Origin of the sequence: Sorangium sp. So ce887 (assembly GCF_051521455.1) — a bacterium.
GTDB lineage: Bacteria > Myxococcota_A > Polyangia > Polyangiales > Polyangiaceae > Sorangium.
Window position 1 is genome coordinate 11,197,122 of sequence record NZ_CP150354.1, and the last position, 22,306, is coordinate 11,219,427.

Here is a 22,306-nt window from a genome sequence, read left to right on the forward strand (position 1 = left end):
GTCGGCTAGGGAGGCTCCATGTCGGACGCCTCTCCCGTGAAGCTCGACCGGCGCGGCGCGGTCGCGGTGCTCACCCTCGATCGGGCGGATCGCCGCAATGCGCTCTCCCGCGACGCGCTGCTCGCCTTCGGGCGCCTCGGGCGCGAGCTCGTGGACGATCCGGAGGTGCGGGCGCTCGTGATCACGGGCGCCGGGGACAAGGCGTTCTGCGCCGGCGCCGACCTCAAGGAGCGGCAGGGCATGAGCCCGGACGACGTCCGCCGGCAGGTGGGGCTGTACCGTACGGAGCTCGGGGTGCTCGCGCGGAGCCCGAAGCCGGTGATCGCGGCGATCAACGGGGTCGCGTTCGGCGGGGGGCTGGAGCTCGCGCTGCTCTGCGATCTCCGGGTGGCGGCGCCGCACGTCGAGCTCGCGTTGCCGGAGACGTCGCTCGGCATCATCCCGGGCGCGGGCGGCACGCAGCGGCTGCCGCGGGTCGTCGGCGAGGCGCGGGCGAAGGAGATGATCCTGCTCGGCAGGAAGCTCACCGCGGCCGAGGCGCTCGCCTGGGGGCTCGTGAACCGGGTATCGCCCGAGGGGACGCCGGTGGTCGACGACGCGATCGCGTGGATCGAGCCGATCGCGCGCGGCGCGCCCATCGCGCAGGCGGCGGCGCTCCGGGCGATCGAGGACGGCTACGACGTGCCGCTGGATCTCGGCCTCGAGATCGAGCGGGTGCACTACGACGAGACGCTGCGCAGCGAGGATCGGCTCGAGGCGCTGCGCGCGTTCGCCGAGAAGCGGAAGCCGGTGTACCGGGGGCGGTGACGGCCGCGAGCGGCGGTGACGGCCGCAAACGGCGGTGACGGCGCGCGCTCCGGGAGCGGCCCCGCGGCGCGCGCTGGCGCGGCGGCGAGGCTCGTGGGACCGCCGTCGTGCTAGTCTTGTCTTCATGGATCCGAAGCCGACCGGTGGCGCGCTCCTGCTCGCCCCGGCCGCCCGGGGCGGCGCGGCGGCCAAGCTCCCGCCTGCGGAGACGCGGCGGGCGCATTTCCCGGCCGTGGATGAGCACCTCGTGGCGCCGGAGGTGACGCGCGACGAGCTGATCCGCGGGCGCAAGGTCGTCGCGGCGCCGGCGCTGGAGCCGCACGCCGAGCAGCAGGTGCGGCTGGATTTCCTGATCGCGCCGCACCTTCGGCCCGGCTACATCGGCGCGGCCGATCTCATCACCCGCGTCGCCGAGGGCTCGGATTTCGCCACCGACCTCTCCATCCGCAGGGCGGGGATCGATCCGGCGACGGGGCGCCGGTATCTGGAGGAGCTCTCGTTCGAGATCGTCAACGAGCAATCGATGCGGGACGTGCGCGAGAAGGCCGAGGATCTCCTCGCCCGGGGCGTGCGCCGCGTCTTCGCCCTCTTCGTCAAGCGCGACGAGGTCGCCGAATGGTCGGCGGCCGAGGGGCGATTCGTGCCGCTCACGCCTGACGCGACGATCGAGGATCCGTGCCTGGTCCGTCCGGTCCCCGTCCGCGCATTGCTCGACGGCGCGGCGGCCGAGCGTGAGGTCGTCCGCGCGCTGGAGCGCAAGGGCAACCCCGAGATCGAGGCCATCAAGGCCCGCGAGCGCGAGGCGGCGCTCGACGAGGGGCGGCGCGCAGGGCTCGACGAGGGGCGGCGCGCGGGGCTCGACGAGGGGCGGCGCGCGGGGCTCGACGAGGGGCGGCGCGCGGGGCTCGACGAGGGCCAGCGTGCCGTGCTGCTGCGCCAGCTCCGGACGCGGTTCGGAGAGGTGCCCGAGGCGAGGCGGGAGCAGATCCTCGCTGCATCCGGTGAGCGGCTCGCGGTATGGGCCGAGCGGATCCTCGCTGCCAGCACGCTGGACGAGCTCTTCGAGGGCTGAAGCGCCGCACGTCGCGAGCCGCGAGGGCGCGCGGGCGGAGCGGAGCCTGGCCAGCTCCTTAAGGAAGCCGGCTGCTTCGGCATGCTTCTCTGTCTCGGCGAGCGCGGACAGGCCCTCATCGAGCTTGCTCGCCGAGAAGGCGGCCGCATTCCGGAATCAGATCGGGATACTCAACGCGGGCCCTGTCGAGGGCCTGCGCGGCGCTGTCAGCCGCCTGATCCAACGTGCCTGGAGTGGTGGTTAGAAGCCGCGCACAGAGGATGAGAAATTGAATCGGGTACCAGGGCGGGGCGTCGGGACCTGCAATTGCCTTGATGGCGTCCCGCACCGCCTCGAGTTCAGCCCGGGCACCGTCGAGCTCTCGTTGATCGAGGCGCTCCGCTGCGTGCATCGCGAGGGTCGCGTCGGTCCATACCAAGCACATGTTGCGCAGCAGCCCATCCTGCTTCTGAGCCGCCTCTCCTGCACTTACCTGTCGAAGGGCTCCCATGCACGCTTGGACGTCACCCCGGGCCAGGGCGAGCAAGGCTCGCCCCAGTAGCGATACGGTCACATCCGCAGCTGCGCGTTCCAACCCCCGCCCGCGCGACGGAAGCCTTCCGCCGGCCCACCGAGGCCCTCGTTCTCCCGCCGGAACCCCCACGCCCGCCACTAGCCCTCTCCGCGCACGAAGGCGCCCTCCCCACAGCGCGTCCCCCGCGCCAGCCTCGCCTACAGCCCATCCGTCGGCTGGCGGAGCACCTCGACCTTCCCGCCGAGCCGCTTCGACACCCACACCTTGTTGCTCCGGTCGACGATCACCGCCCCGCAGTCCTCGATCGACTCGACGAGCGCGAGCCCCTTCTCGGCCCCCAGGATGAACACCGCGTCGTCGACCGCGTCCGCGGTCAGCGCGTCCTTCGCCCAGATGGTGACGCTCCGGCTCTCGGACGCCGGGAATCCCGTCCGCGGATCGAGGATGTGGTGGTAGCGCCTGGCCTCCTTGATGAAGCTCCGCTCGTAGTCGCCCGCCGTCGAGAACGCGTGGTCCTCGACCTCGATCATCGCGAAGTAGTCGTTCGCGTCCTTGCCGCGCGGATCCCGGACACCCGCCCGCCATGGTGACCCGTCCGGCTTCTTCCCGGCGATGTAGAGGTCCCCGCCTGCCTGGACGAAGAACGACGAGAGCCCCTCCGCCCGCAGCACCCGCGCCGCGGCGTCGACGGCGTAGCCCTTCGCGATCCCCCCGAGGCTCATCCGCATTCCCGGCTTCCCGAGCATCACCGTGCGCTGCGCGCGATCGAGCTTGATCTGTCTGTAATCGATGAGCGCCCGCGCCCGCTCGACATCGTCCCTCCGCGGCACGTTGTCGTCGATGTCCTCATCGAACTTCCAGAGCCCGTGCATCGCCTCGAAGGTGATGTCGAAGACCCCCCCGGAGCGCTCGCTGATCCAGAGGCTCTTCTCGATCACGGCGAGCGACTCCGGGCTCACCTCCACGGCGCCCTTCCCGGCCGCCGCGTTGACCCGCGACAGCTCGCTCTCCGGCCGCCAGGTCGTCATGAGCCCCTCGAGCCTGCGGATCTCGGCGATCGCCTTTTCCAGCCTGGCCCTGATCGCCGCCTCGTCCATCGCCGCGCTCGTGTGGGTGGCGAGCAGCAGGCTCGTCCCCATCGCCCGCGCCTCGACCGCGACGCGGGCGGGCCCTGCCTGCGCCGCCACGCCCCGGTCCGGCGCACGCGCCGCGCTCGAGGCCGCCGGCGGGGCCTCCTGACGCGCGCGCGGGGCGTCGCACGCGGCGAGCGCGGGCGGCGCGAGCATCGCCGCGAAGCCGAGGAGGAGCGAAGCGCAGCGCAGTCCGACCATTCGAGGATCCTGACTCCATGAGAACCGCGAGAACGCCCGACCGCGCGGCATCGTCGCGGACGGGCGCCGCCGGCGGAGCTCCTCCGCCGGCGCCACCATGGCCCAGGCGAGGCGCGCGGATCCAGGGTAGTATCGCCCGCCCATGAGCCTCGACCCGAGCCGCATCGCGCGTGACATCGACGACCTCGCCCCGGAGCTCCGCGAGATCGCCGCGCGCATCCACGCGAGCCCCGAGCTCCGGTTCGAGGAGCACAAGGCCGCGGCGTGGCTCGCCGAGGCCGTCGAGAAGAACGGCATCCAGGTCGAGCGCGGGCTCGCCGGCATGCCCACCTCGCTGCGCGCGCGCATCGGGCAGGGCCAGGGCCCCCACCTCGCCATCCTCGCCGAGTACGACGCCCTCCCGGAGATCGGCCACGCCTGCGGGCACAACCTGATCGCCGCGGGGGCGCTCGGCGCCTTCCTCGCGCTGGCCCTGCAGAAGGACGCCTTGGCCGGCACCATCGATCTGGTCGGGACGCCCGCCGAGGAGGGGGGCGGCGGCAAGATCCGGCTGCTCGAGGCGGGCGCCTTCGAGGGCGTCGACGCCGCGATGATGTTCCACCCGTTCGACCGCGACCTGCTCGCCCACGACACGCTGGCCAGCACCTGGCTCGAGCTCCAGTTCCGCGGCAAGCCGTCGCACGCCGCGCTCGCGCCGTGGGACGGGAACAGCGCGCTCACGGCCTGCCTCGACACCTTCCGGCTGATCGACGGCCAGCGCGTCCACTTCCGCGACGGCGTCCGGGTGCACGGGTTCATCAAGAACGGCGGCCAGGCGGTCAACATCATCCCGGAGGTCGCGGTGGCCGAGTTCTCGGTCCGCGCCCTCGACACCGACGAGCTCGCCCGCGTGCGGGGGATCGTCGAGCGCTGCGCCCACGGCGCGGCCATGGCGAGCGGCGTGGAGCTCACCCTCGTCGACCAGGGCGGCTACAAGAACATGGTCAACAACCGGAAAATGGCGCGCCGCTTCGGCGAGCACCTGCGCGCCCTCGGCCGCTCGCCGGTCGAAATGGACCCCGCCGTCGGCACCGGCTCGACCGACATGGGCGACGTGTCCCACGCGCTCCCCGCCATCCACCCGTGGATCGCGATCTGCGGCAAGGGAGAGACGACCTGCCACCAGCACGCGTTCGCCGCCAAGGCCGCGAGCGCTTCCGGCCAGGACTCGATGCTGATCGCCGCCAAGGCGATGGCGATGACGTGCGCGGATCTCCTGCTCGATCCCGAGCTGCGGAGGGGCGTGCGCGAGGAGTTCGCGCAGCGGAAGGCCGGCGCGAGCGCGGCCTAGGCCAGGTCAGCCGTCGTCCTGGAGGGGGCTGCCGAGGTCGTCCATCAGCCCGGTCCCCCCCTCGATCGGGATCGCCCGCGCCAGGGCCACCCGCTCCAGCATCACCGACAGCGCGATCCTGTCTCCCACGTCCGGCAGCCACGTGCGGGACCCGTCCCAGAGATCCAGCCGGACGTTGCTCGCGAGCTTGCCCCCGTTCGCCGCGCCCGCGCCGCCGGCGGCGCCGGCCGTCGATTGCGCGGAGGGCACCGCCATGCGGTCGATCTGCGACCAGGCGAAGCGCCGCACGCGCGGCAGCCCGAACCCGAGCAGCTCGCGCAGCTCGATCCCGTCCGGGTGCACGATCACGCCGCGCATCTGCTCGCGCAGCACCATCGCGAGCGCGCTCACGCACAGGATGATGGCGCACACGCTCGAGGGCACGAGCCGATGGCGATCCCCCTCGACGACGTACTGGAAGATCCGCGAGCTCGAAGGCGCGTTCTGGCCATAGAAGATCACCGCCGAGACGGTGAGGGCGAAGCCGAGGTAGAGCAGCGCCGGGATGCGCTCCTTCATCGGCGGCCCGAACGCGATGCGCTTCTCGGGCCTGTACGTCATGTCAAAGCCGGGAGGTCTGGAAGGACGCGCCATAGATTCCTAGTCTACACGGCGCTAGGCCCGGTGCTTGGGTCGCCCCTTGGCCCGCCCACCCCCCCGGTCGGCCGCCGCGCTCCCAAAAATACAGGGTCAGGCGTTCCCGGAAAGCCACGGCCCGGCGCTCCCAGAAACCCATTGCCGGGAGATGGCTGAACGGACATGAAGGTACGCCCCGAGGGCGCCCCCTCGACCCATCCTGGAGCCTTCCATGCACGATCGCTTCCTGCGCGCCTGCCGGCGTGAGCCGACCGATGTGACGCCCATATGGTTCATGCGCCAGGCCGGCCGGTACATGGCCGAGTACCGCGAGCTCAGGAAGAAATACACGCTCCTCGAGATCTGCAAGACGCCCGAGCTCGCCCTCGAGGTGACCCTCCAGCCGCTGCGGCTCGGGATGGACGCGGCGATCCTCTTCGCCGACATCCTGCTGCCGCTCGAGCCCATGGGCGCCCCCTTCGAGTTCGCGAAGGGCGAGGGGCCGGTCATCCACGAGCCGGTGCGCGACCGGGCCGGCATCGAGCGGCTGCGCGTGTTCGAGCCCGAGGAGGGCCTCGGCTACGTGCTCGACGCCGTGCGCCTCATCCGCAAGGAGCTGGACGGCAAGACGCCGCTCATCGGCTTCGCCGGCGCGCCGTTCACCATGGCGAGCTACCTCGTCGAGGGGGGCAAATCGAGCGATTACCGGCTCACGAAGCAGCTGATGTGGAGCGATCCCGAGGCGTGGTCGGCGCTCATGGGCAAGATCTCCGAGGTCGTCCGCCGCCTGCTGCGCGCCCAGGTCGCCGCCGGCGCGCAGGCCGTGCAGCTGTTCGACTCGTGGGTCGGCTCGCTCTCGATCGACGACTACCGCGAGCACGTGCAGCCGCACGTGCGGTACATCCTCCGCGATCTCGAGGCGACCGGGGTCCCGGTCATCCACTTCGGCACGAACACGGGGGCGCTCCTCGAGGCGCAGCGCGACGCCGGCGGCACGGTGATCGGCGTCGACTGGCGCACGCCGCTCGACAAGGCGTGGCAGCGCATCGGCCACGACCGCGCCCTGCAGGGCAACCTCGATCCGCTGCTGCTCTGCGCGCCGCGCGCCGTCGCCGAGCGCCGCGCGCGGGCGGTGCTCGCCGAGGCCGGCGGGCGCGCGGGGCACATCTTCAACCTCGGCCACGGCATCATCCCGGAGACGCCGGTCGACACCGTGAAGGCGGTCATCGATCTCGTCCACTCCATCCCGCGCGCGTCGCTTCAGGGCGAGCCCGATCGTTGATGCTGCGCCTCACCCCTCCCGGGGTGATATGGTCCCGCCGCGAGCATGTGCGAGCTCCTCGGGATGGAGTGCAACGTCCCCACCGACATCGTCTTTTCGTTCAACGGCCTCCGGCACCGGGGCGGCCGCACCGGGCCTCACGCCGACGGGTGGGGCCTCGCGTTCTTCGAGGGGCGCGCCGCGCGCGTCTTCCTCGACCCGAGCCCCGCCTGCGATAGCCCGCTGGCGCGGTTCCTCGGCGAGACCCCGATCAAGACGCTGCTCGCGATCGGCCACATCCGGCGCCGCACCCGCGGCGACGTCCTGCTCGCCAACACGCACCCGTTCGTGCGGGAGCTCTGGGGACGCCACTGGGTCTTCGCGCACAACGGCACGCTGCGCCGCGTCCGGCGCCGCGCGCTGGGCCGCTTCAACCCCATCGGCACGACCGACAGCGAGCACGCGTTCTGTTACCTGCTGGAGGGGCTCCGCAGCGCGTTCCCCGCCTACCCGCGCCGGACCAGCGAGCTCTGGGAGGCGATCGCGACGCTGGGCAGCGAGCTCGGCCGGGACGGCACGTTCAACTTCCTGCTCGGCGACGGGCGCCACCTCTTCGCCCGCTGCGCGACCCGGCTCTGCTACATCGTCCGCAAAGCCCCGTTCGGCATCGCGACGCTCGTGGACGACGACATCCGCGTCGACTTCTCCGCGGTCACGACCCCGAAGGATCGCGTCGCCGTGGTCGCGACGACCCCGCTGACCGCCAACGAAGCCTGGACCCAGGGACGACCGGGCGAGCTCTGGGTATTCGATGGCGGCGAGCTGCGCGCGACGCTCCCGTCGCCCTCGTGACCGACGCCGCCCGGGCTCTCGCGCCGGCACCCGCCCGGCAGCGCTCGGGTCGTCAATACTCTACTTGCTGCCGAGGTCGGTTTCTCGATGCCTTCTCCGGCTGGGCTCGTTGATGCCTTTCGAGGCAAACCGTTCCAGCAGCGACGGAGCATGATCGCTAGCCGAGGAACGAGCTGTTCCGGGAATCATCCCAGGAAGGAACACGCGGCCGCGCCGAGGGTGGAGAGGGGCACGGGGCAGCCTGAAATGAAAAACGTCGCGACGGACCTGGGGGGGGAAGGTCTCCGCCGCGACGCAGGTCTATCCTACGCACCCCGTATGCCAAGTCAACCAACCGGCACGGCTCGCAAAGAGGCCCGCGCGCAGCGCGGTCGCGGCGCGCGCAGCGCTCAGTTCAGCGTTGTGATGCGCCCTGGTTTTGAGGCAGAACTCACAGAGCCTCATCCCCGCAGAACGCGGGCATGCCAGCCGAACAGACACATCGTGCTCCAGCGAACCATTCTCTCCCCTGCCGGCTCAACCGCTCGCCGGATGGGTGGCGGCGCGCCCGGGAAACGCATAGAGAGAGCCGCATCGACGGCAGCGCGGGCTGCACGAGAGACAGGGGCGGCGCGTCCACTGCGATACAAGCGCACAACGCCCCACAAGGCGCGTCAGCGAGCACAGGCGATGCAGTGCAGAGCAAGCGGCGGCGAGGGGCGGACGGCGTGCGGGGAACAAGCCGAGAGCGTGGAAGGGTACGACGGAGCGCAGAGGGCGACGTGCGCCGTTGTCGGGTCGGGAAGGCGGAGGAAGCACCGAAGACGGCTCCGCCCGGATGGCCGTCTTGACGGGAGTCGGGGCATGTCAGTACGCTTTGACGTTGGGCGAGCTAGGGCATATCGAGCCGTTGGATCGCGACTGCAGAGCCGCGCCCCGGTAGGTTCCGTCTCGGAAAGAGCTCGAACGATGTCGAGGCTAGGTCGCACGACGGGTTGGGCTGAGCGCGCGTGAGTGACTTCGACGAAAAGACTCGTGTAACGCAGGTGGTCCAGCCCCCACCGGGCGGCGGCAGCAAGAACACGACCGACTGCCTGGTCGTGATCTACACGAAGGAGCCCACGCTGCTCGGCAAGCGGTTCGTGCTGGAGAACAACCCGACGCGGGTCGGCCGGGGGGCGGACAACCACATCGTGCTCGACGGCGACTCCGTCTCACGGCGGCACGCCCATTTCGAGCAGCGGCCGAGCGCCTGGATGATCGTCGACGACGGGAGCACCAACGGGACGTACTGCAACGATGAGCAGATCTCCCGCGAGGTGGTGCTGAAGAACGGAGACAGGGTGAAGATCGGCCCCACGATCTTCAAATTCCTGTCCGGCGCCGACGTGGAGGCGCAATACCACGAAGAGATCTACCGGATGACCATCATCGATGGTCTCACGCAGATCCACAACAAGCGCTACCTCTACGAGGCGCTCGAGCGCGAGATCATCCGCGGCCGCCGCCACGAGCGGGACCTCGCGATCCTCCTGTTCGACATCGACCACTTCAAGCGCATCAACGATGTCCACGGCCACCTGGCCGGCGATTTCGTGTTGAAGGAGGTCGCGCGCATCGTGCAGAGCCGCATCCGCCGCGATGTGGTCTTTGCGCGGTACGGCGGCGAGGAGTTCGCCATCATCCTGCCCGAGACGTCCATCGAGGGCGCCGCGGCGCTCGGCGAGACGCTGCGACAGAAGGTCGCGGAGCACCTCTTCGTCTTCCAGGCCGACAGCATCCGCGTGACGATCAGCGTCGGCGTGGCGCTGCTGCAGGAGGGCGATCGCACCGCGAACGACCTCATCAAGCGCGCCGACGAGCGCCTCTACCACGCGAAGAACAGCGGGAGAAATCGGGTTTGCGCCTGAGCTCCGGGCCGCGGGCGCGCTAGATCCCGGCGGAGGAACGACGATGCCGAACAGCGAGCTGCCGCTGCCGCTGCCGCTGCCGGCGGCGCCGGGCGCGGAGGGCGGCGCAGCGCTGCCCGAGATCCTGGTGCCGCCGCCTGGTCCCCGGTCGCGGAGCGCCCTCGAGCGGCTCGAGCGCGTCGAGTGCCCCGCCTTCGGCCGGCGCCGCGAGGCGCGGGCGCAGAAGAGCGGCGCCGATATGCTGACGATCGTGCTGTCGCACGGGCACGGCGCGAACGTGTGCGACGTCGACGGCAACCGCTACGTCGACCTGTGCGCGGGCTTCGGCGCGCTGCTGCTCGGCCACGCGGCGGCGCCGGTGCGGCGCGCGGCGGAGGAGCAGCTGTCGCGGCTGACGCTCGCCCTCGGCGACGTGTACTCGGCCGACGTGAAGATCACCCTGCTGGAGCGCCTCGCGGCGCTGCACCCCGGGCCCGCGCCCATGGCGCTGCTCGGCCAGAGCGGCAGCGACGCGATCACGGCGGCGATCAAGACGGCGGCGCTCGCGACCGGGCGGCCGGGGCTCGTCGCCTTCGAGGGCGCGTACCACGGCCTCGGGTACGCCCCGCTCGCGGCGTGCGGGCTGCGCGAGAGCTACCGCGCCCCCTTCGCGGAGCAGCTCAACCGGCGCGTGACGTTCGCGCCGTACCCGCGCGACGAGGCGGGCGCCGCGCGCTCGCTCGACGCCGTCGAGGCGGCGCTGCGCGGCGGCGAGGTCGGCGCGGTCCTCCTCGAGCCGATCCTCGGGCGGGGCGGCTGCGTCGTTCCGCCCGACGCGTTTCTGGGCGCGGTCTGCGACGCGGCGCACCGGCACGGGGCGCTCGTGATCGCGGACGAGATCTGGACCGGCCTCGGTCGGTCGGGGGCGATGACGCGCACGGGAGCGCTCGGGGCGCCCGTGGACATCCTCTGCTTCGGCAAGGGGCTCGGCGGCGGGCTCCCCATCTCCGCGTGCGTCGCGCCCGAGCCCATCATGCGCGCGTGGGCGCGAGAGGGAGAGGTGGTCCACACCTCGACGCACTCCGGATCGCCCCTCGCCTCGAGCGCCGCGCTCGCGACGCTCGACGCCCTGGACGCAGACCAGCTGGCGGCGCGCTCGCGCGACGTGGGCGCGCGCTTCCAGGACGTGCTCCGGGGGGCGCTCCGGCGCGGAGCGGGCGTCGTCGACGTGCGAGGCGCCGGGCTCATGGTCGGCGTGGAGCTGGAGAGCGCCGAGCTCGGGCTGAGGGCCATGCGCGGGATGCTGGCCGAGGGCTACCTGGTCCTCACGGGCGGGGTGCGCGGCGAGACGCTGACGCTGACGCCGGCGCTCACCATCCCCGAGGCGCTGCTGGCGGCCGCGGCCGGCGCGCTGGCGCGCGTGCTCTCGGCCTAGACGCGGCCGGCGCGTGCTATCCCGGTCCCGTGGGACCGATCGATCAGAGCGAGGCGCTGCACCGCCGCGCGCGGGCGTTCATCGAGGCGTCGCTCCTCGCGGACAGGGCGGGCTCGCCCGGCGCCGGCCGGGCGGCGGCGGCCTCTTCTCAGCAGGGCGAGCGCGGGGCGGACGCCGCGCTCCCGGAGACGTTCGATGCGCTCGCGATCGCCCTCGCCCGGCACCAGGCCGCGCATTGCGCGCCGGTCGCCCGCCTCTTCAAGGCGCGCGGCGCGGACGTCGACGCGATGGAGCGCGCGGCGCAGATCCCCGCGGTGCCGTGCGACGTCTTCCGGTTCGCGCGCGTCGCGGCTCACCCATCCGGGGCGGACGAGCGCGTCTTCCGCACGAGCGGGACCTCCCTCGGCGCGGCGTCCCGCGGCGAGCACCCGTTCCGCACCACGGCGACGTACGAGCTCGCCGCGGTCGCCTGGGGGGAGCGCCTCCTGTGGCCCGACGGCGCGCGGCTCCGGGCGCTCGTCCTCGCGCCGCCGCTCGACGAGGTCCCGGACTCGTCGCTCGGGTTCATGATCGATCGCTTCGCCGCGCGCCTCGCGGGGCCGGCGAGCTGGCACGTGCGCGACGGCGAGCTGGACGCCGCGGGGTTCGCCCGCGCGTGCGGCGAGGCGCGCGCCTCGGGCGAGCCGGCGATCGTGCTCGGCACCTCGTTCGCGTTCGTCCACCTGCTCGAGGCGCAGCTGCCCGAGGGCGCGACGCAGCTGCCCGAAGGGAGCCGCGTCATGCAGACCGGCGGCTACAAGGGCCGCTCGCGCGAGGTGCCCGCGGAGGAGCTGCGGGCGTCGATCGCGCGGTCGCTCGGGGTGCCCCTCTCGCACGTCGTGGGCGAGTACGGCATGACGGAGCTCTCCAGCCAGCTCTACGAGGGCACCCTCGCGGCGACGCTCGCCGGCAGACAGGGCCCCGCGCCGGGGCTCTACCTCGCGCCGCCCTGGACGCGGGTCACCGCGGTCGACCCAGGGACGCTCGCGCCGCTCCCCGCGGGCGAGATCGGGCTCGCGCGGATCGTCGATCTCGCGAACGTCGACTCGGCCGTCGCCATCCAGACCGCCGATCGCGTGCGCGTCACCGACGAGGGCGTCGAGCTCCTGGGCCGCGCGTCCGGGGCGCCGCCGCGCGGCTGCTCGATCGCGATCGACCAGATGCTCGGCGGCGGCCCGTGATGGACGAGGGCGCGGCGCGGCGCCGCCGGGTCGAGCGCGTGATCGCCGCGGCGGCGAGGATCGCGGACGCGCGCGATCCGCTGGGCGAGGAGGCGCGCCGGCGGCTGCCTTCCACGAGCGGCCTCTCCCCCGAGGGCGTGGAGCTCGCGCTCGGCCGCCACCTCGAGGTCGCGCCGAGCCGCGGCGAGCTCGACGCGCTCGTGGCGACCTCGGGGCGCGCGCGCCGCTGCCACGTGGTCCTCGCCGCCAACGTCTGCACGGCGCCGCTGCGCGCCATCGCCGTCGCGGTGGCAACGGCGCCGGAGGTCTTCGTGCGCCCGTCTCGCCGCGATCCCGTCGTCGCGGAGCTCCTCGTGCGCGCGCTGCAGGCCGACGAGGGCTTCGGCCGCGAAGGCGGCGCCATCGCGCTGGTCACGGACGTCGCGCTCGGGGACGCCGGGGCGCGGGCGGCCGGCGAGGGCGCGCCCGGCGATGCGCCGCGCGCCGAGCTGCACATCTACGGCTCGGACCAGACCGTGGCGACGCTGCGGGTCCAGGCCGGCCGCGGCGTGCTCGTGCGCGGGCACGGCGCCGGCCTCGGGCTCGCCGTGGTCGGCCCCGACGCGCGCCTCGCGGAGGCGGCGCGGGACATCGCCGACGACGTCGTGCCGTTCGATCAGCGCGGCTGCCTGTCGCCGCGCTTCGTGCTGGTGGAGGGCCCGGCCGAGCGCGCGGAGGCGCTCGCGCGCGCCCTGCACGCGGCGCTCGCAGAGGCGGGCGCGCGCGTCCCGCGCGGGCCGCTCGACGGCGCCGCGCGCGCCGAGGTGGCCATGTACCGGGCCACCCTCGAGGCCGTGGGCTCGTTCTGGGAGGGCGAAGGGCACGGGGTCGGCGTGGATCTGGCGCCGCGGTCGCTGCTGCTGCCGCCCGCGGCGCGCGTCGTCCACGTCGCGGCGAGCAGCGCCGAGGCGGCTCCGGCGCTGCTCGCGCCGATCCGCGGCGCGATCACCGCGATCGGCGCGGGCGGCGGCGGGCAGCTCGCGCGCGCCGCGTCCGCCGCGGCGCCGCGCGCGCGGGTCTCGGCGCTGGGGTGGATGCAGCGCCCGCCCCTGGACGGCCCGGTCGATCTGCGGACGCTCTGACGTCCGGTGACCTGCCGCCGGCCGCGCCGAGGCGGGCGGGCGGCACGCCGAAGGCGCGCTCAGCGCGCCGCCGACGCGGCCTGAACCGCGGCGAGGTCCGGGCGGATGCGTGCGAGGTGCGCTCGAGCGACGGTGTGTGATAGCGATCGTCGTATGTCGTCGCGCACCGATGATCCGAAGGCGACCCACCCGCCCACGGAGCTCGCGGCGATCGCGAGCCCGTCCGCGGCGCCGCTCGGCGTGGAGGGCACACGGGAGAGGCGCATGGCCGGCGCGCAGGACGCGCTCGACGTCGACGGGGGCTCCGCGGCGCCGAGCGACCCGGCCGGCAGCTCGGCCGGCGCCGCGGAGCCCGACGGCGAGGCGGATGCCGAGGACGCCCCGCCGTCGGTCGCCTCCGCCAGGATCCAGGTACGCCGCGACGAGCGCCTGGATCTCGTCATCGAGTACCTGGCCTTCGTGGCGAAGCCGATGCCGCTGTCGCTCCTCCTCGACGAGGCGCCGCAGCGGATCGCCGCGATCCTCGGCGCCGACGTGGCGTCGCTGTACCTCCTCGAGGGCGACGGCGACGAGCTCGTGCTGCGCGGCAACGTCGGCTTCCCGCGCGAGGCGCGCGGCACGGTGCGGCTCTCGGTCGGGCAGGGCATCACGGGCATGGCGGTCGAGTGCCTGCGCCCGATCTCGGTCGTCCAGGCGACCGAGCACGAGCGCTACCGCGCGTTCCCGGAGCTCCACGAGGAACGGTTCCCGGTCTTCCTGGCCGCCCCCATCCTGGGCAGCGGCCGTCCGCTCGGCGCCCTCGTCGTGCAGCGGGCGGGGGATCGCGCCTTCACGGCGCGGGACGTCGAGCTCCTCATGGCCCTGACGGCGCCGATCGCGGCCGGCGCGCGCCACGCGCAGGTGCTCGACGAGCTGCGCGAGCGGCGGCGGCGCACGGGCGGGGGCACGCGCAAGGTCACGCTGCCGGGGTTGCCCGTCGTCCCGGGTCGCGCGCTCGGCGCGATCGCGGCCCTGCGGCGGCCGGCCAGCTCGTCGCTCGGCCCGCAGCGGGATCGCGGCGATCCGAAGCTCCTGCGGCTCGCCTTCGACATCGCGGAGAAGGCGCTCGTCGACCTCCACGCCCGCGCGGCGGAGCGGGGGATCGCGCAGGACGCGGCGTTCCTCTCGACCTACCTCCTGATGATCGGCGACGGCCGCCTGCGCGCGCGCGCCTTCGAGCTCGCGGCCGGCGGGCACAGCGTCGCGCAGGCGCTCGGGACGGTCGCCCGCGAGGTGGCGCGAGCCGCCAACGGGATCGTCGGCGACCCGTTCTTGCAGGACCGCGCCCGCGACATCGAGGACCTCTGCGACGCGATCCTGATGCTGGCGACCCCGGACGCCCGGGCCGAGCTCCCGTCGAAGGCGGTCCTCGTCGGCGACCAGCTGACGGTGTTCGATCTCCTGATCTCCGCCCGGGCCAACCCGGTCGGCGTCGCGCTCAGCGACCGGTCCGGGCCGCGCTCGCTCGTGCTGCTCCAGCTGCTCGGCGTGCCGTCGATCGTGGATGTGGCGGGCGCGTTCCGCTGGGCGTCACCGGGCGACGTCGCGCTCCTCGACGCGGACCACGGCTTTCTCGTGATCAACCCGTCCCGGGCCGAGGTCGCGACGGTTCGCGCTGCGCGGCGCAAAGAGCCCTCCTCGCCAGGGCCAGGGCCGGAGCCGGACGACGAAGAGGACGAGCCGGCGAGCTGAGCACCGGCGGGGGCCGGTGCTCGCGGCTCAGCTGCTGGGCTGCGCGGCCGGATTGGCCGGCGACGTTCCCTGGGCGCTCTGCAGCTCCTTCTTGGCGCGCCAGTTCGCCAGGCGCTTCGTGTCGCGTCGCTTCTTCTTGGCTCTCACTGCGGGCTTTTGCGGCATGGCCGGGGGTATAGCCGCTCGAGCCCCTCGAGGGAACCCCGTACCTCGCGCCGCGACCCCCGCGAGGCCGCCGGGCGTTGACGCCTCACTGCACCCGCCCCATGACCGCTGCTCCAATGAACGTCCGTCTCGTGCATGAGTTCCGCTTCGAGGCCGCCCACCGCCTTCCCAAGGTGCCCCAGGGGCACAAGTGCGCGCGCCTCCACGGTCACAGCTTCAAGGTCGAGGTCGCGATCCGCGGCCCCGTGAACGAGGAGACGGGGTGGTTCATCGACTACAGCCACCTCTACGAGGCCTGGGCTCCCCTCCACGACCTGCTCGATCACCATTACCTGAACGATGTCCCCGGGCTGGAGAACCCGACGAGCGAGGTGCTCGCCCGGTGGATCTGGAACCGCCTCACGCCGTCGCTGCCGTCCTTGAGCCGGGTCACCATCTTCGAGACCTGCGACGCGCGCTGCGAGTACGAGGGCGACTAGGTCGATGAAGACGCTCGTCTGCCGCTGCGAGGACGTCACCCTGCACGAGCTCGAGGCCGCGATGGAGCGCGGCTACAGGGACATCGAGTCCGTCAAGCGCTACACGGGCTTCGGCACCGGCTGGTGCCAGGGCAAGTGGTGCCTCGCGCTCTGCGCGCGGCTCATCGAGGAGCGCGGGGGCGACGTCCAGAAGCCGATCACGCCGCGGCCCCCGTACCACCCGGTCTCGCTCGCGGCGCTCGCCGGGCTCGACGAGCTCGGCCTCCGCGGCGGCGGGCACGACCGCTAGCGCCGGCGGCGCCTCGATCGCCCGGCTCGGCGCTCCGGGTCGATCGTCAGCCGAGCGGCCGCCGCGCGCTCGCGCACCCGACGTTCACGGTCAGCTCGAACACGCCCTCGGACCAGTACTTCGAGACCGCGTGGTGCAGGTACTTGAGCATCGAGTCGATGATCTGCGGCTCGAGATCGAGCATCGCCGTCGCCTCGGGGATCACCATCAGCCTCGAGATGGGGTCCTCGAGGAACTCGCGTCCGCTGTCGAACGACACCGCGATGAGCTGGACGTCGACCTCGACCTCGTCGAACCCCGCGCCCTCGATCTCCTCGGCGATGGTCTCGAGGGTCGGGCGGCTGGCGGAGGCGGCGTCGACCGCCGCGCCGAGCTCCGAGAGGTCCTGCTTGAGCGCGCACTCCCGCGCGATGTCGGCCACCTCCGGGAACGAGCCGCGCAGCGGCAGCGCGATGAGCGCCTGGCCGCCGGGGACCAGGACCCGGTGCAGCTCGGCGAGGAGCTGCGCCCGCTCATCCGGGCGGCAGACCGGGTGCAGCGTGAACGCGTGGGTGAAGCTCGCGTCCGGCAGCGGCGTCGGCAGCGCGTCGGCGAGCACGTAGCTCGCGTTCATCCCGGAGAACAGCGCCGCCTTGGCGCGCGCGAGATCGAGCGCGGCGGCGGACCCGTCCACGCCCACGAGGGTCGCGCCGGGCAGCTTGTCGGCCACGATCGCGTCGGGGAAGCCGCTCCGGCAGCCGAGGTGGACGATGCGCGCCGCCTCGGAGGGCAGCAGCATGTCCACCGCCAGCGAGGCGAAGAACGAGATGTAGCGCGGGACGACCGCGTGCTCGAACAACACGGCGTCCGCCGCGCTCAGCGGCGGGCCGATCATCAGGCGACCCCGTCCTCTTCCTCCTCGTCGTAGGGCGCGAGCAGGCCGAGCGCCTCTTCGGCGAGCTCACCGATCGTGACCTCCGACGTCGCGTCTTCGCCGCCGTCGTCCGCCAGCTCGACCGTGCGCTTGTCGCCGAGCAGCGGCTGGATCAGCGGCGCGTGCGCCGGGTCGCCGATCTCGACAAGGGTCTCGATCGCCGCCGCCACCGCGTCCGGATCCTGGTGGCCAAGGAACTGACCGAGCAGCTTCGGCACGCCCGGCTCCGGCACCTCGGCGATGAGGTACGGCAGCTCCGGCAGCGCGGACGACCCGAGCGGCAATCGCTTGAGCGCCCGCTCGATCGCCTGCGCGACCTCCTTGAACCGGTCGTAGGCGAGCAACTCGATCTCCTCGCCCGCCGCCTGCCGCGCCTCGGGGTGCTCCGAGGCGAGCACGTCGATGAGGGCGTCGAGCGCGCGCGGGCCCTCGTGCTCGCCGAGCAGCGACGCGATGCGCACCAGCCGGAGCGCCGCCTCGTCCTCATCGTTCTCGCGCGTCGCGCTCGCGATCGCGGCGGTGAGGACGTCCAGCAACGCATCGCCGGGCATGGCGGCCAGATCGTCGTGGAGCCGGCGAGCCGTGCGCTCCGCGTCGAACAGCTTGTTCAGGGTCGTCTCGATAGCTTGGCGATTTTGCACGAAGAGGAGCTATCAACAGCGCGCCGCCTCCGCAAGCTGGCAGGCAGCAAGGGCCTGTTCCCCGCGGATTCCCGTCCACGGCGGGCACGGCCACGCCGGCCCGGCGGCGCCGTATCGCGCTCGCCAGCCGCGCGCGATACGGTAGACCGTTCGAGGCATGCGCGCGTCCGGCTCACCGCAAGCCCGCCCGACGAGGGCGGCGGTCTCCCCTTCCCCGCTCGTGCGCGGCGCGGCGGCGTCCGCCCTCGTCCTTGCGCTCGGCGGTCTCGACGACCCCTCGCCGCCGCCGCCCGCGATCGTCCCTCCGGCGGCCGCGGCGCGCGGCGCGGCGGGCGCGGCGGCGCTCTGCGGTCCCCGCACCGTGCCGGAGGGCGCCGCGTGCATCCCGCTGCCCGCGCCGGGCGCGCCGCTCCCCGAAGGCGGCGCGGCGGCGCTCTCCGGCCCCGCCGGGGCGCGTCCCGCCGGGGCGGGCGCGCGCGGCCAGGCCTACGAGCACATCCCCCGCCGGCCCGAGCGTCCGGCGAGCGCCGCCGCGTACGCGTTCCCGATCGGCGCGCCGGATCAGCCGCCCGGGTTCCTTCTCGTCGAGGGCGCTCCAGCCCAGGCGGGCGCGCCGCCTCCAGCGGGCCCCGTGGCCGCGATCGGCGCCGCGCGGCCCGAGCCGCCGTCCTGGGCCGGCGGGGTCGAGATCGCGGCGGCGCGGGGCGAGCGGGTGGCGGCGCTGAGGCTCGAGGGCCAGGAGGGGAAGGCCGAGGTCGTCTTCGTCGGCGAGCTGTCGGGGATCACGGTCGCCACGGCGCACGACGTGCGCGAGGCCGACCGGGTGCGCAGGTACGTCGTGCTCCACGGCCACCTCGATCGCCCTGGCCCCGGCGTCGTGGCGGGCGCGCGCCTCGACGCGGGGGACGTGGTCGGGTACGCTGGCGAAACCGGCAGCCTGGGCCTCGTCCGGCTGCACCTCGAGGCGCGGCAGCTCCGCGAGGGCGCGCGCCTCTCGGATCGCGACCCGAAGCGCATCACCGACGCCGCGGTGACGGTGCCGTGCGACCTGCGCAACGTGCTGCCGCTGCGTCAGGGCGCGAGCTTGTAGCCGAAGCCGTAGACCGTGAGGATGTGCTCCGGCTTGTCGGGCGAGCGCTCGACCTTCTTGCGCAGCTTGACGATGAAGTTGTCGACCGTGCGGTTCGACGGCCCGGCCTCGATCCCCCAGATCTTCTGGAGGATCTCCTCGCGCGAGACCGGCTGGCCCAGGCGCTCGTGCAGGAGGCGCAGGAGCTCGACCTCGTAGAACGACAGCTGATCCGAGCGCGAGCCACGCGAGACCGTGTGGGCGGTCATGTTGACCTGCACGTTGCCGATGGTGAACACCTCGACCGGCGCCTCGGCCGGCCGGGCGGCGCGGCGGAAGAGGGCGCGCAGCCGCGCGATGAGCTCGCCCACGCTGAACGGCTTGGTCACGTAGTCGTCGGCGCCCGCGTCGAGGCCGCGGATCTTGTCGATCTCCTGGCCGCGGGCCGTCAGCATGATGATCGGCACGAACGCGTCCCAGCGGCGCAGGTCCTCGCAGACCTTGAAGCCGTTGGTGTCGGGGAGCATGAGGTCGAGGAGGATCGCGTCCGGCTTCTCCTGCCGCGCGAGCTGCACGCCGTCCTTCCCCTTCGAGGCCGATGCCACCGAGAAGCCCTCGAACTCGAGGGCATCCGTCAGCCCCAGCACGATGTGAGGCTCGTCCTCGATGATCAGGATCTTCTTGCGTGCCGCCACGACGGAGTGCGGTCTTAGCACAAACCCGACGGGCCCCGCGAGCGCCCTGCCGGCCGGCTCGCCGGAGCCCCTCCGGGGCCACAAAAGGCGGCGCGGGGCGCGATCTCGCGATCGGCCCCGCGCGCCGCGGATCAGTCGGCCGTCAGCCTACCCGCCGGACTCGCCGGAGCAGGTGATGAACAGCGTGGCCCCCGTCTGGGCGTCGCCCTCGTTCGTGAACCGGATCTTGCGCTGCTCGGTCGACGGGCAGTCGGCGACGATGGTCGGCTCGCCGAGCCGGATCGACGGGTCGACGTAGCACCACCCGTGCACCGCCTGACCGCCGGACTCGACGTTCTCGTTGGGGTTGGTCCTGCACGCTTGAGCCTCGTCGCCCGCGAGCTGCTGGATCTCGCACACGCAGTCCCAGCCGGAGACCTTCGCGATGTCGAGGGAGAGCACCTCATCCTTCGCGGGCTGGTGATCTGAAGTCACCTCGGTGCGCCCCAGCGGCTTGTCGCAGGTGCACTGGCCCTGCGAGTTGCGCGCCTCGAGGATCAGGCAGGGAACCTGCTGTTCGTCGGTGGGGGTCAAGGTGCGCGGCAGGCACTGGCCGCCGAGCACGGTCTTCAGGCGATCGATGATGGCGCCGATCGCCGGCCGGTAGCCGTAGTCGGCCCGGTTGGTGTTGTCGAGCTGGGCCGGGCACACCGAGCCGACGATGCCCTGGGGCCCGAGCTCCCGGATGAGATGCAGCTCGCGGAGGCCCGGGTAGGCCTTCGCCTTGATCTGCGTCGTCGTCCTGGGCGCCGGGTCCTCTTGATTGTTCGTGCCCTCCGGCTGGCACAGCGGGTTGTCGTTCGTCTGGCCGCCCAGCACCCTGCAGTCGCAGCTCTGGTTGCTCCCCTCGCAGGATTTCGACTCGGGGAGATCGAAGATGCACGCGTACTGGAGGTCGCCGGTGCCGTCCGCCGGGATCGTGTACTCCCGGCCGTTGATGGTGTTCCAGCCCGTCTGCTCCGGCGTGACGATCGCGTCGCGGGTGATCGGGTTCATGCCCGAGCGCGGCGTCATCGACTCGACCATGAAGGGATCCTTCGGCGGCACGTGGTTCGCGGGGTCGCCGAGGATGAGCTCCCAGGTGCTGTTGAACGCGTTGTCGAGCAACGGGGCGCCGAGCTCGGTCGCGTTCTTGAACCCGCCGACCGGCTCGTTGTTCTCGTTGAGGCCGTTCATGAGGTCCGGCTCGCCCTGCGCGTTCTGGCGCGCGATGTCCTGCCACGGCACACCGACGATGCCGGCGAAGAAGACGAGCCCGGGATCGCGGACGGAGGAGTCCAAGTCGGTCGGATCCAGATCGCTGAAGATCGGGTTCGGGACGAGATCGCCCTGGCGGTTCTTGACCCGGGCCTCGGTGAAGCCGCGCCGGTAGCGATCGATCGGGTGGAGGAAGTCGAAGCCGAACCGGCGCTTCTGGTCCCAGCAGCGGGAGTTGACCGGATCCTCCGCCTTGCTCAGCCGGGCGGGGTAGCCGTCCGTGCCCGTGCATGCCTCTTGGATCTCGCAGCCGTCTTGTTTCTGGCTACACGACCTGCAACACGGGTCGTTCGGGTCGGTGGCGCACTCGGCGCGGGGCCGCCACATGCGGAAGTTCCCACCGGTCTCGGCGACGAGGTAGTTGCGGCCCTCCGCGCGGATCGAGCAGTCGTTCTCGTCGCTGAGCATGATGATGGCGAGGAGCGAGCTCGGCCGGAGAAACCGGGTGCGTTGCTCGATGACGACCGGATCCGTGCCCACCGGCACGGCGACGTTGTCCTGGTCTTCCAGGATATCGATCGACTCGTACGGGTCCGGGTCGACGAGGAATCGGTACACGCTCTCGAGCTGCGCCTCGAAACCGCAGCCGGACTGCCCCGTGCCCTTGACCATCGCCGTGAGCTGCTGGACGAGCGACGTGTCGTTGAGGTCGGCGTTCGTGTCGCCCTGGATGTCCGCCTCGCCGTCGTCGGCGTCGGGCACGTTCGGCTCTCCCGCGCCGCGCTTCTGATCGGGGTCCCAGGCCAGGAAGCCCCTGTCGAGGTAGGTCGGGAGGTTGTTCGTGGGGTCGTCCTCGGTCTCGCGCGCGAGGAGGTGCGCCATGTCCACGTTCGAGATGCTCGTACCCTGCGGGCAAGCGCCCGAGCCGTAGCCGCCGAGGCTCGAGCTGATGATGCCGATGTGGATGTCCTTGACCGGCTCGAACTCGCGCGCGAAGTCCGGATCGCAGTCCTCGTTCGGCGACGAGACCGTCCTGGGGGCCTCCGTGCCGTTCTTGTGGATGCAGCGCGGGTTGACGAGACCCTGCACGAGGTCGGGGATCGCGGTGGCGAGGATGTCCTGCTTGTCGGCCATCGAGCCCGAGTTGTCGATGGCCAGGAGGAGGTCGATCTTGTCGACCGAGCTCTGGGTCAGCCGCTCGACGATCGTCGACGTCGTGCGGGGCTCGTTCGTGGCGATGGGGCGGTTCAGACATCCGAAGGCGCTGCCTGTGCCCGCTACCAGGAGGCCCGCCATGGCGAGCCTCGCCGCGCCCCTCCACGGGCGCCTCCTCTCACGCTCAATCCGCGTCATCATTGGACTTTCCTTTCGACCACCGATCCAGTTGCGCGGCGGTCAAGCCACTGAAAGGGCCCGTCGTCCACGGGCCCACGACCGACTTCCGCAGGCGATCCGCGGCTCGACGGGAGCTCGATGGTAAGGACCCGACCGGAACGCTGTCAATTCGACCTGCCGGCCCGCTCGGACCCGCCGCAGGGCGCCGTAGCAAACGAGATGCCGCCGCCGCGCTTCGAGCGTCTCCATCTCCGCGCTGGGCTGCGCCGTCAACTTGATTGCGCAGTGCCAACGCAGTAGGCGGCATCCTCCCTTTCCATACCCTCC

Annotated in this window: 21 protein-coding genes; 13 read left to right on the forward strand and 8 right to left on the reverse strand. The window is 72.6% G+C overall.

The annotated features are described in order from the left end of the window. Window positions 1–18 precede the first annotated feature (18 nt). Both WMF36_RS42000 and WMF36_RS42005 read left to right on the forward strand, forming a co-directional pair. Complete coding sequence (locus tag WMF36_RS42000; protein ID WP_437483545.1) at window positions 19–807, forward strand: enoyl-CoA hydratase-related protein; 789 nt, start codon at window positions 19–21, stop codon at window positions 805–807. Window positions 808–931: 124 nt separating this feature from the next. Continuing rightward, window positions 932–1,879 (forward strand): DUF4351 domain-containing protein, encoded by a 948-nt coding sequence (locus WMF36_RS42005; RefSeq protein ID WP_437576473.1) that lies wholly within the window; start codon window positions 932–934, stop codon window positions 1,877–1,879. Between the two features lie 115 nt (window positions 1,880–1,994). Here WMF36_RS42005 and WMF36_RS42010 read toward each other — a convergent pair whose 3' ends face one another. Both WMF36_RS42010 and WMF36_RS42015 read right to left on the reverse strand, forming a co-directional pair. Continuing rightward, window positions 1,995–2,405: a hypothetical protein gene (locus tag WMF36_RS42010; protein WP_437576474.1), complete on the reverse strand. Its 411-nt coding sequence runs from the start codon at window positions 2,403–2,405 to the stop codon at window positions 1,995–1,997. 185 nt (window positions 2,406–2,590) lie between these two features. Continuing rightward, entirely contained in the window at window positions 2,591–3,724 is a 1,134-nt protein-coding gene (locus WMF36_RS42015; RefSeq protein ID WP_437576475.1) for an FAD:protein FMN transferase, read from the reverse strand. 142 nt (window positions 3,725–3,866) lie between these two features. On the opposite strand from WMF36_RS42015, the gene WMF36_RS42020 reads away from it, so the two are divergent. Then, entirely contained in the window at window positions 3,867–5,054 is a 1,188-nt protein-coding gene (locus tag WMF36_RS42020) for an amidohydrolase (protein WP_437576476.1), read from the forward strand. Between the two features lie 6 nt (window positions 5,055–5,060). Here the strand turns inward: WMF36_RS42020 and WMF36_RS42025 are convergent, their stop codons facing one another. Further along, window positions 5,061–5,654 carry a hypothetical protein gene (locus tag WMF36_RS42025; RefSeq protein WP_437576477.1) on the reverse strand — a complete coding sequence of 198 codons (594 nt, stop codon included), beginning with the start codon at window positions 5,652–5,654 and terminating at the stop codon, window positions 5,061–5,063. A gap of 247 nt (window positions 5,655–5,901) precedes the next feature. On the opposite strand from WMF36_RS42025, the gene hemE reads away from it, so the two are divergent. The 7 genes from hemE (at window position 5,902) to WMF36_RS42060 (ending at window position 15,157) form a co-directional block, all read left to right on the forward strand. After that, entirely contained in the window at window positions 5,902–6,951 is a 1,050-nt protein-coding gene (gene hemE, locus WMF36_RS42030) for a uroporphyrinogen decarboxylase (RefSeq protein ID WP_437483530.1), read from the forward strand. Window positions 6,952–6,996: 45 nt separating this feature from the next. Further along, window positions 6,997–7,782 (forward strand): class II glutamine amidotransferase, encoded by a 786-nt coding sequence (locus WMF36_RS42035; RefSeq protein WP_437576478.1) that lies wholly within the window; start codon window positions 6,997–6,999, stop codon window positions 7,780–7,782. 989 nt (window positions 7,783–8,771) lie between these two features. After that, on the forward strand, window positions 8,772–9,671 hold the full coding sequence (locus tag WMF36_RS42040; RefSeq protein ID WP_437576479.1) for a GGDEF domain-containing protein: 900 nt from the start codon (window positions 8,772–8,774) through the stop codon (window positions 9,669–9,671). Between the two features lie 43 nt (window positions 9,672–9,714). Continuing rightward, window positions 9,715–11,085 carry an aspartate aminotransferase family protein gene (locus WMF36_RS42045; RefSeq protein WP_437576480.1) on the forward strand — a complete coding sequence of 457 codons (1,371 nt, stop codon included), beginning with the start codon at window positions 9,715–9,717 and terminating at the stop codon, window positions 11,083–11,085. 29 nt (window positions 11,086–11,114) lie between these two features. Then, entirely contained in the window at window positions 11,115–12,305 is a 1,191-nt protein-coding gene (locus WMF36_RS42050; protein WP_437576481.1) for an acyl-protein synthetase, read from the forward strand. Then, entirely contained in the window at window positions 12,305–13,426 is a 1,122-nt protein-coding gene (locus WMF36_RS42055; protein ID WP_437582027.1) for an acyl-CoA reductase, read from the forward strand. Before WMF36_RS42050 ends, WMF36_RS42055 begins: the two co-directional genes overlap by 1 nt. Before the next feature lie 153 nt (window positions 13,427–13,579). Beyond that, complete coding sequence (locus WMF36_RS42060; RefSeq protein ID WP_437576482.1) at window positions 13,580–15,157, forward strand: GAF domain-containing protein; 1,578 nt, start codon at window positions 13,580–13,582, stop codon at window positions 15,155–15,157. A gap of 27 nt (window positions 15,158–15,184) precedes the next feature. Here the strand turns inward: WMF36_RS42060 and WMF36_RS42065 are convergent, their stop codons facing one another. Beyond that, window positions 15,185–15,322 (reverse strand): hypothetical protein, encoded by a 138-nt coding sequence (locus WMF36_RS42065; protein ID WP_437576483.1) that lies wholly within the window; start codon window positions 15,320–15,322, stop codon window positions 15,185–15,187. A 116-nt stretch (window positions 15,323–15,438) separates the two neighbouring features. Here WMF36_RS42065 and queD point away from each other — a divergent pair, with 116 nt between their 5' ends. Together queD and WMF36_RS42075 are read left to right on the forward strand one after the other, a co-directional pair. Beyond that, window positions 15,439–15,801, forward strand: coding sequence for a 6-carboxytetrahydropterin synthase QueD (queD, locus tag WMF36_RS42070; protein ID WP_437483513.1), 363 nt, complete (start codon window positions 15,439–15,441; stop codon window positions 15,799–15,801). Between the two features lie 4 nt (window positions 15,802–15,805). Then, window positions 15,806–16,090: a (2Fe-2S)-binding protein gene (locus WMF36_RS42075; RefSeq protein WP_437576484.1), complete on the forward strand. Its 285-nt coding sequence runs from the start codon at window positions 15,806–15,808 to the stop codon at window positions 16,088–16,090. Window positions 16,091–16,136: 46 nt separating this feature from the next. Here WMF36_RS42075 and WMF36_RS42080 read toward each other — a convergent pair whose 3' ends face one another. After that, on the reverse strand, window positions 16,137–16,964 hold the full coding sequence (locus WMF36_RS42080; protein ID WP_437576485.1) for a class I SAM-dependent methyltransferase: 828 nt from the start codon (window positions 16,962–16,964) through the stop codon (window positions 16,137–16,139). Next, the gene (locus tag WMF36_RS42085) at window positions 16,964–17,644 is read right to left on the reverse strand and encodes a HEAT repeat domain-containing protein (RefSeq protein WP_437576486.1); all 681 of its coding nucleotides are present in this window, start codon (window positions 17,642–17,644) and stop codon (window positions 16,964–16,966) included. Before WMF36_RS42085 ends, WMF36_RS42080 begins: the two co-directional genes overlap by 1 nt. A gap of 157 nt (window positions 17,645–17,801) precedes the next feature. Here WMF36_RS42085 and WMF36_RS42090 point away from each other — a divergent pair, with 157 nt between their 5' ends. Continuing rightward, the gene (locus tag WMF36_RS42090; RefSeq protein WP_437576487.1) at window positions 17,802–18,734 is read left to right on the forward strand and encodes a M23 family metallopeptidase; all 933 of its coding nucleotides are present in this window, start codon (window positions 17,802–17,804) and stop codon (window positions 18,732–18,734) included. On the opposite strand, the gene WMF36_RS42095 is transcribed toward WMF36_RS42090, so the two are convergent. Further along, window positions 18,716–19,408 carry a response regulator transcription factor gene (locus WMF36_RS42095; RefSeq protein ID WP_437483500.1) on the reverse strand — a complete coding sequence of 231 codons (693 nt, stop codon included), beginning with the start codon at window positions 19,406–19,408 and terminating at the stop codon, window positions 18,716–18,718. The genes WMF36_RS42090 and WMF36_RS42095 overlap by 19 nt on opposite strands. Window positions 19,409–19,555: 147 nt before the next feature. Next, window positions 19,556–21,940 (reverse strand): hypothetical protein, encoded by a 2,385-nt coding sequence (locus WMF36_RS42100; protein ID WP_437576488.1) that lies wholly within the window; start codon window positions 21,938–21,940, stop codon window positions 19,556–19,558. Window positions 21,941–22,306 lie beyond the last annotated feature (366 nt).